Annotated in this window: 15 protein-coding genes and 1 pseudogene; all 16 read right to left on the bottom strand. The window is 47.1% G+C overall.

Features of this window, described 5'->3' with window-relative positions; genetic code table 11:
• Window positions 1-72: 72 nt before the first annotated feature.
• The 16 genes and pseudogenes from QT397_24105 to QT397_24030 all read right to left on the bottom strand — a co-directional run bounded on the left by QT397_24105 (window position 73) and on the right by QT397_24030 (window position 15403).
• Window positions 73-495 carry a hypothetical protein gene (locus tag QT397_24105; GenBank protein ID WNZ55890.1) on the bottom strand — a complete coding sequence of 141 codons (423 nt, stop codon included), beginning with the start codon at window positions 493-495 and terminating at the stop codon, window positions 73-75.
• A gap of 36 nt (window positions 496-531) precedes the next feature.
• Window positions 532-987 carry a hypothetical protein gene (locus QT397_24100; protein ID WNZ55889.1) on the bottom strand — a complete coding sequence of 152 codons (456 nt, stop codon included), beginning with the start codon at window positions 985-987 and terminating at the stop codon, window positions 532-534.
• 217 nt (window positions 988-1204) lie between these two features.
• A complete protein-coding gene (locus QT397_24095; GenBank protein WNZ55888.1) occupies window positions 1205-1630 on the bottom strand; it encodes a hypothetical protein in 426 nt (141 codons plus the stop codon).
• Window positions 1631-2127: 497 nt separating this feature from the next.
• Window positions 2128-2805, bottom strand: coding sequence for a hypothetical protein (locus QT397_24090; GenBank protein ID WNZ55887.1), 678 nt, complete (start codon window positions 2803-2805; stop codon window positions 2128-2130).
• Window positions 2806-2893: 88 nt separating this feature from the next.
• Window positions 2894-3349, bottom strand: coding sequence for a hypothetical protein (locus QT397_24085; protein WNZ55886.1), 456 nt, complete (start codon window positions 3347-3349; stop codon window positions 2894-2896).
• A gap of 109 nt (window positions 3350-3458) precedes the next feature.
• Window positions 3459-3872 carry a hypothetical protein gene (locus tag QT397_24080; GenBank protein ID WNZ55885.1) on the bottom strand — a complete coding sequence of 138 codons (414 nt, stop codon included), beginning with the start codon at window positions 3870-3872 and terminating at the stop codon, window positions 3459-3461.
• Between the two features lie 46 nt (window positions 3873-3918).
• Window positions 3919-4602 carry a tetratricopeptide repeat protein gene (locus tag QT397_24075; GenBank protein WNZ55884.1) on the bottom strand — a complete coding sequence of 228 codons (684 nt, stop codon included), beginning with the start codon at window positions 4600-4602 and terminating at the stop codon, window positions 3919-3921.
• Window positions 4603-4722: 120 nt separating this feature from the next.
• Window positions 4723-5205 carry a DUF1311 domain-containing protein gene (locus QT397_24070; GenBank protein ID WNZ55883.1) on the bottom strand — a complete coding sequence of 161 codons (483 nt, stop codon included), beginning with the start codon at window positions 5203-5205 and terminating at the stop codon, window positions 4723-4725.
• A 118-nt stretch (window positions 5206-5323) separates the two neighbouring features.
• Window positions 5324-5623 carry a hypothetical protein gene (locus QT397_24065; GenBank protein WNZ55882.1) on the bottom strand — a complete coding sequence of 100 codons (300 nt, stop codon included), beginning with the start codon at window positions 5621-5623 and terminating at the stop codon, window positions 5324-5326.
• A gap of 80 nt (window positions 5624-5703) precedes the next feature.
• Window positions 5704-6024, bottom strand: a complete 321-nt coding sequence (locus QT397_24060) for a hypothetical protein (protein WNZ55881.1) — start codon at window positions 6022-6024, stop codon at window positions 5704-5706.
• Between the two features lie 78 nt (window positions 6025-6102).
• Complete coding sequence (locus QT397_24055; GenBank protein ID WNZ55880.1) at window positions 6103-6492, bottom strand: hypothetical protein; 390 nt, start codon at window positions 6490-6492, stop codon at window positions 6103-6105.
• Between the two features lie 2664 nt (window positions 6493-9156).
• Window positions 9157-9513, bottom strand: coding sequence for a hypothetical protein (locus tag QT397_24050; protein WNZ55879.1), 357 nt, complete (start codon window positions 9511-9513; stop codon window positions 9157-9159).
• 127 nt (window positions 9514-9640) lie between these two features.
• A complete protein-coding gene (locus tag QT397_24045; protein ID WNZ55878.1) occupies window positions 9641-9847 on the bottom strand; it encodes a hypothetical protein in 207 nt (68 codons plus the stop codon).
• A gap of 989 nt (window positions 9848-10836) precedes the next feature.
• Window positions 10837-12480, bottom strand: coding sequence for an alpha-amylase family glycosyl hydrolase (locus QT397_24040; protein ID WNZ55877.1), 1644 nt, complete (start codon window positions 12478-12480; stop codon window positions 10837-10839).
• A 209-nt stretch (window positions 12481-12689) separates the two neighbouring features.
• Complete coding sequence (gene malT / locus QT397_24035) at window positions 12690-14699, bottom strand: HTH-type transcriptional regulator MalT (GenBank protein WNZ55876.1); 2010 nt, start codon at window positions 14697-14699, stop codon at window positions 12690-12692.
• A gap of 341 nt (window positions 14700-15040) precedes the next feature.
• Window positions 15041-15403: pseudogene (locus QT397_24030) on the bottom strand (AAA family ATPase).
• Window positions 15404-15743: the final 340 nt, after the last annotated feature.

The raw sequence follows: 15743 nt of genomic DNA, 5'->3' as shown, positions 1-15743 counted from the left end.
GCGCGTAATTGCGACAGCAATTTAAGTGACATTTTTGACGGTCGGTTGCTGCTGCTTGTTAGCTGCTTTTTCTTAACCATTAACCGCACAACATAGTGGTTTGTTGTTCTCAAACTCAACATCGTAGCTGTGATATTCATCCCAGGGCAACTCGAACGAAAGCTCAAATTCATCGCATTCTTCTGACATAAACCAAATAGAGATTAATTCTGCACGCTTAAATATTGCCTCTGGTGTCTCTTCTTTTTCTAATTTCTCTTCTGGTACGCCGAGACCTTTGTAATGCTCATAAGAATAATTGCCTAGAATTTCTGTGGCTGCTTGTAACGCTAATTGATCAATATCTTTTAATTTGTCTAAGACTTTATTGATGTACGACTCAGAAGGTTGCTCTTCAGATGTAAAAGTTAACCTGATTGTCTCATTCCTTTCCTTGATGAAATGCTCTGTACAAGTCCACCAATCGTCTTCTTGCTCATCAAATATTAACCTCACTCGAATTCCCTCATGCAACTAACAGTGTATTATGCTTTACTTGTTAACTGAGACATGAGAATAATTTGCATTACCCTCTAGTTTAAGCTCACCATCAGCACTATATACTCTTGCATATATTGGCCCATTGAAAGGCCCTCTCGCCGCAAGACGATGACAAAAAACTCCATCCTCACAACTGTCATGGATTAAATTCATTTCCTCAGTAATTGTTAGAAAGTTTGCTCCCCCACAATGTAAGCACTTTTCTCCTGCTACCCGATTCATTTTCCAAGAAATATAACTCTTTAGAATTTCTTGTGATTCTTTTACTGGTATATTACTACTACAGAACGGAACTTCTATTTCAACGCCATCTGAAACAGCCTTATAGGTATGCTCAAACTCTCTGATTGTTGGTATATCTTCCGCAACGGAAGCAGCCTCACAATCAAAACACCAGACAGGTTTAATTATTGCAGGTATTAAATCTTTATATTCCAACCTATCCATCGATGATTCAATCTCAACCAACGAATAGTAGTAAACACGCCCAGGGCCATGAGGAAAAAATATTCTTCACCGCATTTAAAACATCTAATCGAATCGATGTCATTCAATTTGCGCAACTATTAATCCTCCAGAAGCATAACGATTTTATAAACGGCGCGCGTTTTTCGCGTGTCCAGTAGAGGCCGTCTTTTGACCGGAACGGTGTTTCATAAACTTGTTATATTTCATGCCCAAACTGCCTAAAGTAGCGTCTAATTAACGACTTTTTCTTTTTGCTATGCGAAAAATACGTATTTTCCAATGCTCGTGTTATGTCACTAGGAATAACCTCTGCTCCTAGTTCCAATAGTGCAATAATGGTTTCTGCATGGCCATGCTCGACAGCTTCAACAAGAGCATAGACTGGTATGGGCGACCCCAAGCTTCTCAGTAGACGAATTTCCTCATGCTTATTTTCTACAGCCAACCAGTGCAGTACATTTTCACCCACCCAGCATGTCTCGTATAGCACTTCGGGATTCTCTGAAATTATATCCCTTACCTTCTGAGGCTCATTCAATACTGCGTCGAGCAGCAAACCAAATCCATGTGTTCTACCTTTTTTTAGTGCATCGTAGGTTGGAGGCCTAACTTTCTTTCTCATAATATTGACAGTACATTACTGCGAAAAATATAACGCCAAGCTAACTGGACAGCCGGAGCGAAACGGAGGGAACAAAAGCGCAGCTTTTGCTGTCCGGTTGAGCGCCTTGTTAGCCATTCATTGGCAGAATACTTTCCAAGCAAAACCATGGTCCCCAGTTGTTATTGTTGGGTGAAAATCAATTTTATAGCCATTAGGGCAATAACCTTCTTTCCGTGTGACTTCGCGCGTTATTGTGCTTGAAGCCACCCCCTATTCCCACCATATTCATCTAGCTTTTTTGCCCCGATTGCAAAGTGGAAGATAGTATCGGTTTTCTTAGTGACCCGGCTATGATCTCGGTAGTAGATCTTTTCTTGAGATCCATGTGCATACCCATAGTCCACTCCATAATACTCAACATAATCCAAGCTTGGATAATAAACACACCCTGATGTATTTATAAATAGAAACGCGACAATAAGTTTATTCGTTCTCATGTATGGCTAACGCCGCGTTCAGGTGCACTCAATTTTTTTCAATTTTTTGGGTATAAGTGTAGCGTCCAAAAAAATTGAAAAAATTTGAGGGTCGCTTTGAAACGCCTTGTTATGCTTGCCCTTAGCCGAATCTAAGTTCCAATCTGATATCCAAGTTCCAAAAATTGATTTTTTTACATAAGGGCAAACTTCCATCTCTTCTCCCCACACCATATCCTCTTCTTGATCAAGGCAATAGTAAGCATAAACTACATCACTATGCTTAGACTCAGCTTTCAAATACTTTTCACACTTCAAGAATCCCAGAGCACCTCCCCTGCCAGGTAATTTTTCTTCTAGATGGAGGCTAACGCTATATTTAGACAGCTTGGATTCTGCTGAAAGATATGTGTAAAGAGAACCAACTTTCAATATCGCGACATATGCCAAAAATGGCGTCAAGAATATGTATAGCATTCCGATAGTATCTTTTATACGATATTCCTTTCTCTTTTTCTTGCTCAATTTATTAGTATTTTCAAGGGTGCTCTCACGCATAAAAAGCACGGCTGAAAGCACAACAAACGCCGCCAAAAATCCCATCCCAACACTGACGGCTAATTCTGAAGGTATGTACCTTCGATCAAAGAAACCAGCAAAAGCAAAAAGGTATACAGAAACTGATAAGCGTCTAAGATAACCGGATGATTTCTTCATGGTGATCAGTACCTAAGATGCATAACGCTTCAATCACGGGCAGACCCGTACAGCGGGACTGTCCCATGCATTGACTTGTTAAATTTTTCTACCAACTAAACTTAACATCAGTCATTTGATTTCTAATATTTTTATAGTGCTCTTCCATTTCATTTTGAAATTCTTCACTAGGAGGCCTTTCTAGATAGCTTATTAAGTCATCTTCTGCACTAGCGACATCACCACAATCCTCATAGCAAGCTTTAAGTAATGCGATGGTTTTAGCATTCTCCATGCCGTCATTTTGGGCATATGCATAGTTTACAACAGCCACTGCTTTTCCCCTCTTTATCGCAGACTCCCATCTTTTTTGTTGGGCTTTGTCTTTATCTCCTTGGACTGCATAGACAACTGAAAGTAGATACTCTCCATCGGAATGATCTTGCTTAATTGCTTCCTCTGCAATATGTATGATCTTGGCTTGATAATCAGGATTATCAAAGCTTTCAACTTGCCCATCTTCCATTTGATATAAGATATAGTTGATTTCATCGTTTAGATTCATTTACGTTCTCCCTAGCTTTTGAATTTAACGACTACAACAGGGGCGGCCGGAGCGTAGCGTAGGCTGTCCCGCGAAGGGCCAAAGGCCCGCAGCAACCTGCTTGTACTTGTTAAATTTTTTGCTCATAGTACAGCGCTACAGGTGAGTAATACATTAATGCCAGCAGCACGCCAGACAGCACCATAGATATGTCATAGAGCACTTGGCTAAAACCGCTGTAAACCATGATACCCATGAATGGATACAGTGCAAATGCAGCAACAAATCCAGCAGCATAAACATGCCTTGCCCATGACTTGAATAAAAGCAGGCCGACCAGTGAAACCAGCACCATAATGATGGAAACAACAGCCAATACGCCAGCCGCGACAAGTTTTGTGCCTTCAATCTCTGGCTCAATCTCAACAACATAATCAAAAACCTGATCAGTTATTGGGTCAGGCCAGATATAGTCATATACGCCAGAAAGTAAGCCTATGGCTAGCGATAATACAATTAGTGTTCGATATTGATTCTTACTCATAGAAATTTAACGCCTAAATCAGGTGCGCCGTAGGCGTCGCCTGGATTTACTTGTTAGCTGCATATTTTAATTTGTACTCTTCAGCAAGTTTTTCGGCTTTGCTGATATCAGAGCCTAAAATTTCTTTGAGTTGGGCAAGGTTTTTTAACGCTTGACCATCTCCAGCTTCGGCAGGCATTTTGATCCATGCATAAGCTTTAACATAATCAAGTTCAACGCCATGTCCTTGAGCAAACATTAGCCCGTACTCATTCTGTGCTTGAATAACACCACTTTCAGCTGCACTCCCATACCATTGAGCCGCTTTTTCTTGGTTCGGTTCTACACCAAAGCCTTTACGATAAAATTGGCCAAGGTTGAAAATACTTTGCAAATCACCAAGTTCTGCTGCTTTTTCAGTGTACTTAAATGATGAATTTGGATCTTGCTCTACACCGTCACCCTGCATATACATAAGACCCAAATTAGCAATAGAAGGTAGATACCCTCCTTCAGCAGCTTGCTTGAAGAGCTTTACTGCAATCTCTAGGTCTTTTTCGACTCCTAACCCTTGGTAATACAAGCTTGCAGTTAAATGCTGACCAGCAGGGTCACCTTTTTCAGATTCAGCATTAAACATTACAAATGCTTCTTTGTATTTTCCTGCATGATAAAGCTCAATTCCTTCATCAATACCCGCATATGTGTTCATTGAAATGATTAATCCTACTACTGAAATTATCTTCTTCATTTACTCGTACTTTTAGGTGTGGGAGTAGCTAACGCCCAGTACACGGGCGGCCGAAGCGCAGTGTAGGCCGTCCAGCCCGCGTTTTTCGCGGGCGACCGTGCTGCTGCTTGTTAAGGCTACTTACCAGTTATGAAATTTGTGACATTCTGGTGAGCCACACTGTAATGATTTTAGATATATTGCATGTTTTTTAAGCGCATCAGTACGAAAATTAGCCATTGATATGATGCAGTTCATCCCTATACCCTGGCCAAACCTTAGATGCTGTGAATTACCTTCATAGTTACACATGGCTTCTCTAAACTCTTCCCACTTTATTTGGGCTTCGACAAAGCTGCTCTTTGGCTTATGTTTTCCATTATCATCTTCAATCAAAGATAAAGCCGCTTCATATGCTTCTTGAAGCTGTTTCTCAGCTTCACCTCTTTTTATCTTCAGACACATCGAAGTTTCATGTCTTGTTGCATAGTCACACGGATTTTTAAGAACACCATCGATACATACTAAATTTCCTTCAATCTGGTGCCGCTCACATTCATCACCTATTTGTTGGCAATACGCAATTGTTGGTAAAGATAGTAGTATGGCTATTATAAATCTCAATTCTCTCTCCCTATGCCTTAACGCCCCGCAGCACAGGCCGGAGGTGCGAAGCACCGGAGGTCCAGCACACGAAGTGTGCGATTGTGCCTGCGTTTGTTAAGTGACTCACATACAGTTACTAAATACGCCACCATACCTCATCACCAGATATACATAGCATTACGTCTTTAAATACACGTTTATCCGACATACGCACCAATTGCAGTTTTAAATTATCAATTGCAACAAAGGTATCTTCTGATTCTTCAGAATCGAATTCTTCGGTTTCTATAAATTTCTGAGCTTTTTCAAAGAGATTACGGTATTCATCAAAAGGCGGAGTTGGAACCAACACACCTATGAACCAAGGCTGATCAAGGTCTATTTGTGTTAAGTCGGCCAACTTTTGGTCTTCTTTGTATAGTTCCCAGATATTCATTTTTCACTTAACGTCGCTAGCAAGGGCCGAGGAGCCTAAGCGACGAGGTCCAGCGCGAAGCGCGAACTTGCCTAGCTTTGTTATGCATTTGAATTTTCATCTTTCTCTTTTCGATAATTACCAAATATGGACATACCAAAGATAATGCCCGAAGCAGTAAGAAAACCTTTTAAAAACCACGATAGATAAACCCGCCAGATATCATCTTCAGTGAGCATGCCCGATGAAACCATTTCTCTAAACATCGATTCTCTGTAACCCCATAGCCCGTAGTTCATAGCCAAAACAAAGGCGCTTAAGAACAACACCGCGTTGAAAGCCCAATGCTTAAGAAAAAGCCTCAGCAGCCAAGGTGCTGTAACCCCTATAGCGAGGGCCAAAAATATGTATTCGTCTTTCATAAGGCCTCAATTGCATAACGCCCGCAACACCGGGCCGTTTGGAGCGCAGCGGAAAACGGGACCGCGTGCTTGCGTTTGTTATACGAAAACTGGTTGCTGGTTTGCATATCCCCATACCCTGTAACACCCATTTTCTACGGAGTATGGGATATTGTAATTTTTCAGAACAGTTGCTATAAAGCCACTGAAGTCAGTAATTCTATCACTCAAAAGATTGCCCCTTCGCTCTCTTTTGAATGGGTCAATATCCATCCACTCGATACAGTTAGATTGACCATAGCGAACCCATTCCCAATCAAGCAGCGAAAACCCAGGCATTGCCTCTAAGTCTCGTAGATATTTAAGCCTTACTTGAGGCTCGAAATCACTGTTACTTGTAATGGCATTAGCGAGTTCTCGCCACTTTGTTTTGTTCATATACGAAACAAGGCGCCGCTCTTCAATAAATTTTAGTGTTTCTTCGTTCATTGCCTACGTATAACGTTGCCAGCAAGGGCAGCCGAAGCGAAGCGCTGGCTGTCCAGCCCAGCCACCGGCTGGGCGAGCTTGCCTTGCCTGGTTATAGCTGGCGCGCTCTGAACAACCTACTTGCTCTTTGCCAGCCACCTTTGGCTGGCCACTGCCCGATAAATTTACTGGGAAAAATACCATACTTTCCCCACCTGTTAACTAACTGACTGGCACTCCACAATGCTGCTGCTAGCTTGCAGAACTTGTTGGCTTAGAACGAAGGCACTTGAACGAAACTGCAGTGCCAACTTGCAGGAAAACTCTCTGGAGAAATGTGCTCAGGAAGAGATTGGTGCTTGCAGCAACTTCAAACTACCTAAAAACTAACCGCCACAATAACGCTTTGCTAAACGGAAGCCGAAACGGAGTGTAGGCTGTCCGGTGAAGGGCGCAATTTTTGCGACCGAAACGTATTTCAGCAACTTGTTATAGCCCATTGGTTCGCTTAGCTCTCCAATACTTAAAAATTTCATACACTAGGATAGCTACGAAACCTACTAAGAGGGTTTGCCCTGCCTGTAAGAGTTCAGGTCTACCGCAAGCACCTCCAGGACCTGCGATACCTTCCATAAAAAGAAAGTACATACACGCAGGAATGTAGCCTACAACTAGCGCGCTAATTATTGGTGCCCATAGACGCTTCTTGCTTGTTAAGTAGCGTATGAAAAGCGCAAGAACTAGAATCGTTGCAGAAATCCCTAAGAGAAGGAAAAATTCTGACACGTGCTGTTCGGCCAATCCTTCAGGTTGAATAAAACACGCATAGGAATTAGCTGGAAAGGCAATGATAAAAAATAGATGGACTGCTCTCAAATTTATCTCTTATGTCTGATTTGGTTATAACGTTGCCAGCAAGGGCAGCCGAAGCGGAGCGTAGGCTGTCCAGCCCAGCCTCCGGCTGGGCGATCTTGCCTGGCCTGGTTATAGCTGGCGCACACTGAACGACCTACTTGCTCTCTGCCAGCCAACTTTGGCTGGCCACTGCCCGATAAATTTACAGGGAAAAGTACCATACTTTCCCCACCAATTAACTATCCGCCTGGCACTCCACAATGCGGCAGCTAACTTGCAGAACTTGTTGGCTTAAAACGAAGGCATTTGAACGAAACTACGGTGCCAGTTTGCAGGAAAACTCTCTGGCGAAGCGTGTTCAGGTAGAGATTGTTACTTGCAGCAACTACAAACCATCTAAAAATTGACCGCCACAATAACGCCGCAATTTGCGCGACGGAGTGGGATGGCGACTTGTTTGCGTGTTTTTGCAAACAAGGTGACAGCTCACGGAGTTCCGCAAGATTGCTTGGTTATGCGGCACGCCATACCCCTCTAGTTAAAAGGCCCCCAAGAAGAAACGCGGGAGGAACATAAATTGGCCAATACCACAACAGAGGGTTGCGCCCAAGATGACTAAACCCATGCCATAAGAGAAATAGAAGCATTGGAAGAGCCACCAAACAACCTAATAAGAAAGTTAATGATACTTTTTTGCTAGGAAGTATTGCAGATGTTACAGCACCAGCAACCAGGCTAGCGATTACCGGAGGAATTAACCCAGAAACTTTTAGCTGCATAAATATTGGATGTGAAGTAGCAATAGAAAACCAAAGGATTACAGCTAAAGCTGAGCCCAAAGTGAATGCTAGAATATATCGAAGTTTATGATTCATTTTTACGCATAACGCCAAGGTAACCTGTGCAGCATATGGAGCTGTTTTTTGGGGTAAAGTGGCGTAGCCACCCAAAAAAGAAGCGGAGTATGCTGCATCAGGTTGACCGCATTGTTAGGTGAAAAACCACTGGAACTGAAGCTATTAGCATTGCCGCAGCCAACGTGTAGTCACCTAGTTTTATAGATTCTGTAATTGGTACATCAAGGTTTACGAGAATCAATACACCATAAAAAATGAATACATTAATAATGAAACATTTGTTGATGGCTTTATTTACCATTGCGGCCAAAAGACTTACCGCAAAGGCATACATACTGAGCTGAACCAGGAAACTGTCTCCACTTCCCGAGCTTACTAGCGAACTACTAAACCCAGGCTTCCCATTGAGTATTATCCGAAGACCGCCTAAATACTGGTGCACTAAGCCACTAAAAACCAGTAAAAGTGATGTTATGCCGGTTAGCACTCTATTCATTTAATTGGGCACCTAACGCCAAGCTTTGGGGCGGACCACGCAGTGGGACGTCCCAGCAGCCACAGGCTGCGACAACAGCGCCTTGTTATGTGCTGCACTTGCTGATAGATACATTGTAATTACCTGGATTAACCAACAGGATATTTGCATGATTTACGATTTGACTGCCATGCCAACCGCAAAACTTGTGGTCCTTTTCTGTTTGATGACACAGAGCAAGTGCGGACTCTATGTTTCGGGCTTTGACCCCAGAGCAGTTTATAGATGTACAATTCTCATCATTTGAAACTGCTACATTAAAACCTCTGAACGCTTCTACGCTCGACTTACACTCCTGCCCGTCTAGAGCTTGCACAGAAATAGATGATAGAAGTAAAAGCAATAGGAATAAAATTCTAATTTTTCTCATAGCTGTCCCAACCGGATGACGCATAACGCCCCAAGCTGCGGCGCGAAGCGTCCGACAGCCTTGGCTTGTTATGGGTTGGCCCATATATTTAAAATACTGTCTAGCGCTTTGATAACTTCCTCACGCTTGGCGCCTTTATTTATACTCTTAGGCAGTTTTGAATACCAGGGATGCCAATAATGTTCTAACTCGTGACCCTTTTCCCGAGTAGAAGGGTGTACAGACTTTGAAAAGTAATCCTTACACTCTAGTACTTGGTCAATGCTCGCAAACTGGAAAATGAAATTGCATACGTCTGCAAAGTAAACCCATTTTTCAATTAGATTATCTCTTGAAGCTTCAACTGGTACACCACCTTCGTTTCGAGTGCTCATGTAGTCAATGTGCTTTTTGGGGTCTGCGATCTCTCTCCATACTTTGCTCATACTTTATGACCCATAACGCCCAGCACACGGGCGGCCGAAACAGAGCGAAGCGGCGTGTAGGCCGTCCAGCCTGGCGCTTTTTGCCGGGCGTTCGTGCTGCTGCTTGTTAGAGTTTGTGGCACTCATGTTAATTTTTAAATGACAATATTTTGAGACCAAGACAAACCAGCGCTCCAATTAACACGCCTTGCCCAGCAGCTATGATCGGAACTAATGGTACGGCTAAAAGCATATTACCAGGGGCGTCAGGTTGTACCAAAGCAGCAATTAAGAACAGCGGCGTAAAGATAACGGAAACACCCGTAGTCCAACCTTTCCATATTTGTGTGAACATTAATTACACTCGGTTTTATTGGTAGCTCTAACAGTTAATTCAAAAGAAGCGTCTTTATATCACCCTTCTATATAATTCTGCTGCAGTCATCCAAGATTACCCAAAAAACACAGCAATATCAGTAGGTTAGAGGCTTTGGCGCAATTCTCAACAGGTAGATATATAACAGCGGATATATATCTACCTGCTTTTCTTGCTCGTGACAATAGTGCCACCCCCTTTAAAGTCAATGACTTAGCCCGCTCTCTCCAGAAATAGGAGAAGCTTCTCTTGAATTCTTATATTGAAAGTAGAACAAGATATGAAATGCTGTATATAAGACAGTTTGAATAGCAATGTTATGGAAGATATTCGCGGTAAAGTACCAAGTAAGACTGAATGCTTCACGGGAGTCTCCTGGTAGCATATTTGAAATTAAGTACGGTTGTTTTAGAAAGAAGAGGTAAACTTATACTCACTGGGAGAAAGAATTCATATATTTTGTTAAGGAAACTAGTCTCACTGATAGGGTGGGAAGGTTGCGAGAAACCTCTCTCACCTTGTACTTCAAGGAAGGACTGTCCCATTTCGAAGTAGCTAAAACATAAGTCCTATTATCGGTTTTATATAAACGTCTTGAATTTTTCAATTTTTAATTTGAAAAATCATATGACGTGACTCTCCAGTGGTAGTGCTTAAAATTGAGATTGAAGGATTCTTAACTCAATGGGCTGGTATTTTTCACTAGTTGATGATTTTGGCCTTGCATTTGGTTATTTCCAATAGCGAAGACTGACCTTGAGAGGGGAGCCACACCGGATATCTTTATCTGGTTTTTTTATATTGCAGGCTATAGATGATGAAGTGCTGGAGTTAAACAGAAAAAAGCCGGCATTGTGCCGGCGGGAAAGCAGACGTCGAAAGGAAGAGACGTTGCAGAGAGACTGTAATTCTTACTCGATGCCCAGGCTCGAATATGAGCTGGGCATCTTTTAAATCTTGCTAATCAATCAGGCTTTTTTACGCAGTAGCACACAGGCATCTGTGGCAGCTAGCTCTAAGCTATTTCCTTCCGCATTGCCAGCAAACAGTGCCGGGGTAATATTGTGCGCACCGGAGAATGCTGCAGGTAATTCCAAGGTGCTACTGGTTTGCCCAAGGTTGAGAACAACCAGCATTTCTTCGCTGTCGCTGCGCCTTACAAAAGCAAACAAATCACTGCCGGTGTCGATCACTTCCTGCTCTGCTGTTGCCAACGATTGGGGTAGCTCCCGGTGCCATTCGATCAGTGCGCGGAAGCGGTTGAGCATGGAGCGCTGGGCGTCCTGCTGAAGCTCTACCGCCCGTTGCTGGTGCTCCCCAGAGACAGGTAGCCAGGGTTTTGCTGTGGAAAAGCCCGCGTTGTCGTCGCTGGTATTGGTCCAGGGCATCGGTGTGCGGCAGCCGTCGCGGCCTTTGAATTCCGGCCACAGATTAATGCCGTAGGGGTCTACCAGGTCTTCATAGGCAATTTCCGCTTCCGGCAGGCCCAGTTCTTCCCCTTGGTAGAGGCAGACACTGCCGCGTAGTGCCAATTGCATTAACAGGAATAATGGGGCCCTGGCATCGGCTTGGTCATCGCTAAAGCCTTTGTTCCAGCGGGTTATTGAGCGGGGTACATCGTGATTGCTGATCGACCAGCAGGGCCAGCCCTTCTCGATTACGTCGCGGTTTTTTTCCAGGGTTTCGCGCAGGAAGCCCGCACTGCAATCCTCGGTCAATAGATCGAAGGAATAAGCCATGTGCAGGCGTTTTTCCGTGGTGTACTCAGCCATGATCTTGTGGGTGTTGTCGTCGCCAACTTCGCCCACGGTCACAGTGCCGGGATATTGATCCATTAACTGTCGTACCCGCTGGAGAAACACCAGGTTTTCTGGCTGGGATTTATCATTCTGGTGCCACTGGTAATCGTAGTGATTGACCGGTGGCAGGCCTTTCTCATCGAGCTTGAGCGGGCGCGCCGGGTTATTGCCCAGGGCCTGCTGATGGAAAATAAAGTTGACCGCATCCAGTCGGAAACCATCTACACCCCGATCGAGCCAGAACTTCATATCGGCGAGCAGCTGCTCCTGGACTTCCGGGTTGTGCACATTCAGGTCCGGCTGCTCTTTGAGGAAGTTGGCCAAATAGTACTGGCGGCGGCGGGTACACCAGCGCCAGGAGCCTCCTCCGAATACGGAGACCCAGTTGTTGGGAGGGGTGCCATCTTCTTGGGGGTCAACCCAGACATACCAGTCCGCTTTGGGGTTCTCGCGGTTGGCGCGGCTCTCCTGGAACCAGGGGTGCTGGTCTGAAGTGTGGCTGAGGATTTGGTCGATAATCACTTTCAGGCCGCGCTCGTGGGACGCTTCGATCATCCGGTCGAAATCTTCCAGGTTGCCAAAAATAGGGTCTACATCGCGGTAGTCGGCAACGTCATAGCCAAAATCCACCATCGGCGATTTAAAAAAGGGTGAGATCCAGATGGCGTCTACGCCGAGGGATTTTACATAATCCAGTTTTTGCGTAATTCCGGGAATATCACCGATGCCATCTCCGTTGGCGTCGCAGAAGCTGCGTGGGTAAATCTGATAAATAACGCTATTGCGCCACCACTCATAGCTGTTGCCGCTCATGGATTACTGCCTTGTTTCATTATTTGAAATGTGGAGATAGTCCACCTTTAAAGGATAGGGTGAGTATGGAGTAGTCATTGGCGGGCTTCCTCCTCCCCGGCGAGGGGGAGAGCGGGGTAAAGGGTGACCGGCCTGGGGTGGCTTGGTATCGGCGGGCGGGGGATGAGGAGCATAGTGGGCACGTCCCTGTGCCGCTGGAGCAGGACGGTTTAGGGCTTGTCCTGGACCGAGCGAAGCATTTGCTCGGCCAGGGCGATGGCCTCCTGGCGATCCTTGACGTCCAGCTTTTGGTAGAGGCTGCGAATATGGGTCTTGATGGTGCTCGGTGCCACCTTAAAGTGACGGGCGATTTTCTCGTTCGACAGCCCCGAGTGAATCGCATTCAGTACCTGCCATTCCCTTGGGGTGAGTGGGGAGTGGCGCAGGAAGTCTGGCACGGCATCGCTGGCCAGTATCTCGCGGATAATGGTGTCATCCAGCTCGATGCGAATACCACCGTCCAGCTCTGGCTGCTGTTGTGCCGCTTTGATCAGTTGTTGGGCTTTGCTGGACTCCGCCTCTCCCAGGCCATTTTCCAGGGCGGCTTTCAGGATAACGATTAAAGGTTTGCCGATCTGCAGGAAGCTGGCGCGAAAATCCCGTTCGTGGGAGAGAAGCAGGGCTTCACTAATAGCCTCCACAGATTGGGGGTATTGCTCGCGCAGCCACAACAGGTGAGATTCCAGCACCCGGTTACGCAGGCGATCTGTTTCCAGGCCGCACTCGTTGGCGACTTGTTTTAGGCGGCTCAATAGGCGGTTGGCATCGGACCAGTGGTGCAGCTCAATCATCGCACGCACATGGTTGCGCCCGTGGCACTGCTCAAAGTGATTGCTGGGCCTGTCGGCGACAGGCGTTGCTTGTTCCAACCAGCTTGCGATGGCCTGCTGATTGCCCAGGGCGCGCCAAGTGCGGATGCGGGTGGCATCGGCGTTGGCGATCCAGTCCCGGTGGTAGCGCCCGTCAGTGAGCAGCCGCTCGATACGCTCCAACCACTCCAGGGCATCCTCTTTCTCCCCCCGGGCCTGGGCGATTTTTAACAGCAGGGTGTACTCAGGTAGCAGCCAGTGCTCGCCGACCCGGCGGTTGATTTGCATACCTCGGCGAGCGGATTGCTCGGCACCTTCCAGATCGCCGGACTCCCATTGAAGCTGGCCGCGCAGCCGGCACACAAATTCCGAGATGGGCAGTGTGGACAGGTGATTTTTCTGCACCAGGGTCTGCACCTTTTCCTGCAGCGTGGACGCTTTCTTCAGCAGGCCCTGAGCAAAGGCGATCTCTGTCTGTTGGCAAATGGCCCAGGCGGCACTGGGAATATCCCGCTCGGCGATCGCCAGGGCTTCAACTTCCTGCATATAGCGGTTGGCCTCTTGCAGGGCACCCAGGCAGAAGCTGGTCTCACCGGTGACCAGCAGAGCAGAGATTCTCTCGCCCAGCTGGTCTGCGCGGAGTAGGGCCAAAGCTTCTTCGGCATACTCCTTGGCTTGCAGTGTCTGCCCTCGGGCAATGGCCACCTGGGCGCGCATGGTGGCAAAGGCGCCTTCAAAGTCGCGCCACTGTGCCGGGTCTTCCCGCTGCAGCCAGCTTTCCGAGGCCGCCAGGTTTTTCTCGCACAGGTCGTATTCAAAATTCTCCCGCGCCATTTTTGCGGACAGGAGGGTAAAGCGGGCGCTGTGTTGCAGGGCTTCGTCACCGAGCCAGTCGAGGCAGTCCCGCAGCAGGCGCGACTGCCCCGCGCGCAGAAGTTGCTCCCCTCGATCGTTGAGCAGTTGTTTTAACCGCTCGCGATCGCCGCCGGCCAGGGCGTGGCGCAGGGCCTCCACTGGCTGGTCTAATTCTTGCCAGGTATCACAGGCAGTGCTGTGCAATTGCAGCAAGTGTTCGCGGTCATTAATTTGCCGCTGCAGGAAGCGGGCGAAGACCGGGTGAAAGCGGAACCACTGGCGACTTGAATCCTGCGCCTGCAGGAATAACCCGCGGCGCGCGGCTTCTTCCAGCAACTGCTGACCATCTTGCCGACCGGTAAGGCGCTCCGCCAGTTGGGCATTCACCCGGGTGAGGATAGATGTGCAGGAGAGGAGCTGGCGCAGTTGGGGTTCCAGCCGCTCCAGCACTTCCTCAGCCAGGTAATCGAGAATATGGCTGTGGCCCTGCTCCAGCTCTGCCAGATAGCGATCCACTTCGTTGCTGTCGCGCACCGATAAAGTGAATAGCTGTACAGCGGGGGCCAGCCCTCACTGAGATGATGCAGCTGGGCTGCGCGGTCGCCGTCGAGATTAAACGGCAGGCGCTGCTTGAGCAGGGTGGCAATTTCTTCAATGTTGAGGGCCAGCTCATTACTGCCCAATTCCAGTAATCGCCCTTGAACTCGCAAGGTGGCTAGGCCCAGGGGCGGTTGGCTGCGACTGGTGAGAACAATACCGACACCGGCGGGGGCGTGGCGTAACAAAAAGCGGGTAGTGTCGTGCACCTGCTGGTTGTCGATCTGGTGGTAGTCATCCAGCACGATGCGCAGTTCGCTGGGTAGGCCCCGCAGTTCCGACAGAAGGTGGCTCACCAGGGTTGAGGGGTCCGGGCGCTGGGGCGCGGACAACAACTGGTGAGTCTGGGGGACACCATTGCCGGTCGCCCTGTGCACACTTTCCACTAGGTAGCGGCAGAATTGGCTCGGTTCATTATCGCTGGCATCCAGCGTATACCAGGCGACCGGGTTGTCCTGCTGTGAGGCCCAGGAGGTAACCAGCGTGGTCTTGCCGTATCCCGCAGGAGCCGTCACCAACAGTAGTTGATCGCTGTGGCATTGGTTCAAAACCGACAGCAGGCGCGGGCGCGATAGGGCGTGCTCGGGGCAATCCGGCAGGCTGTATTTGGAAGTTAAAAGCATCGCTGCGGGAGGGATTGTTATAAATGTTTGATTTTTGTACAGCCACTATTATGCACCAGGACCCGGGTATTGTTACAGCACTGTAATAGGCCAGCTTTCTGGTGATTCCGCCTACTGGGTGGCAAATTGGAGTGGCGCCGGTTTAGCTTTGGGCAGTATATTACTATTCGGGTTAAATCGGTCATCTCAACCCGTCGCAATGCAGTTTCTGCGGCTCACTAGTGGGTACGTTAGTTCATATTTACTGTGATGTATCCACACTGGCTCGTAAAGGGATGCATTACTGTGCAGCTTCCCCTCGCGCCATTTTCAGTATTTTTTCGATTTTTCTTTGGCAGTG

Origin of the sequence: Microbulbifer sp. MKSA007 (assembly GCA_032615215.1) — a bacterium.
In the GTDB taxonomy this organism is placed as follows: domain Bacteria; phylum Pseudomonadota; class Gammaproteobacteria; order Pseudomonadales; family Cellvibrionaceae; genus Microbulbifer.
The sequence above is the reverse complement of the archived record's forward strand: the minus strand, read 5'-3'. Positions and strand labels throughout refer to the sequence as shown.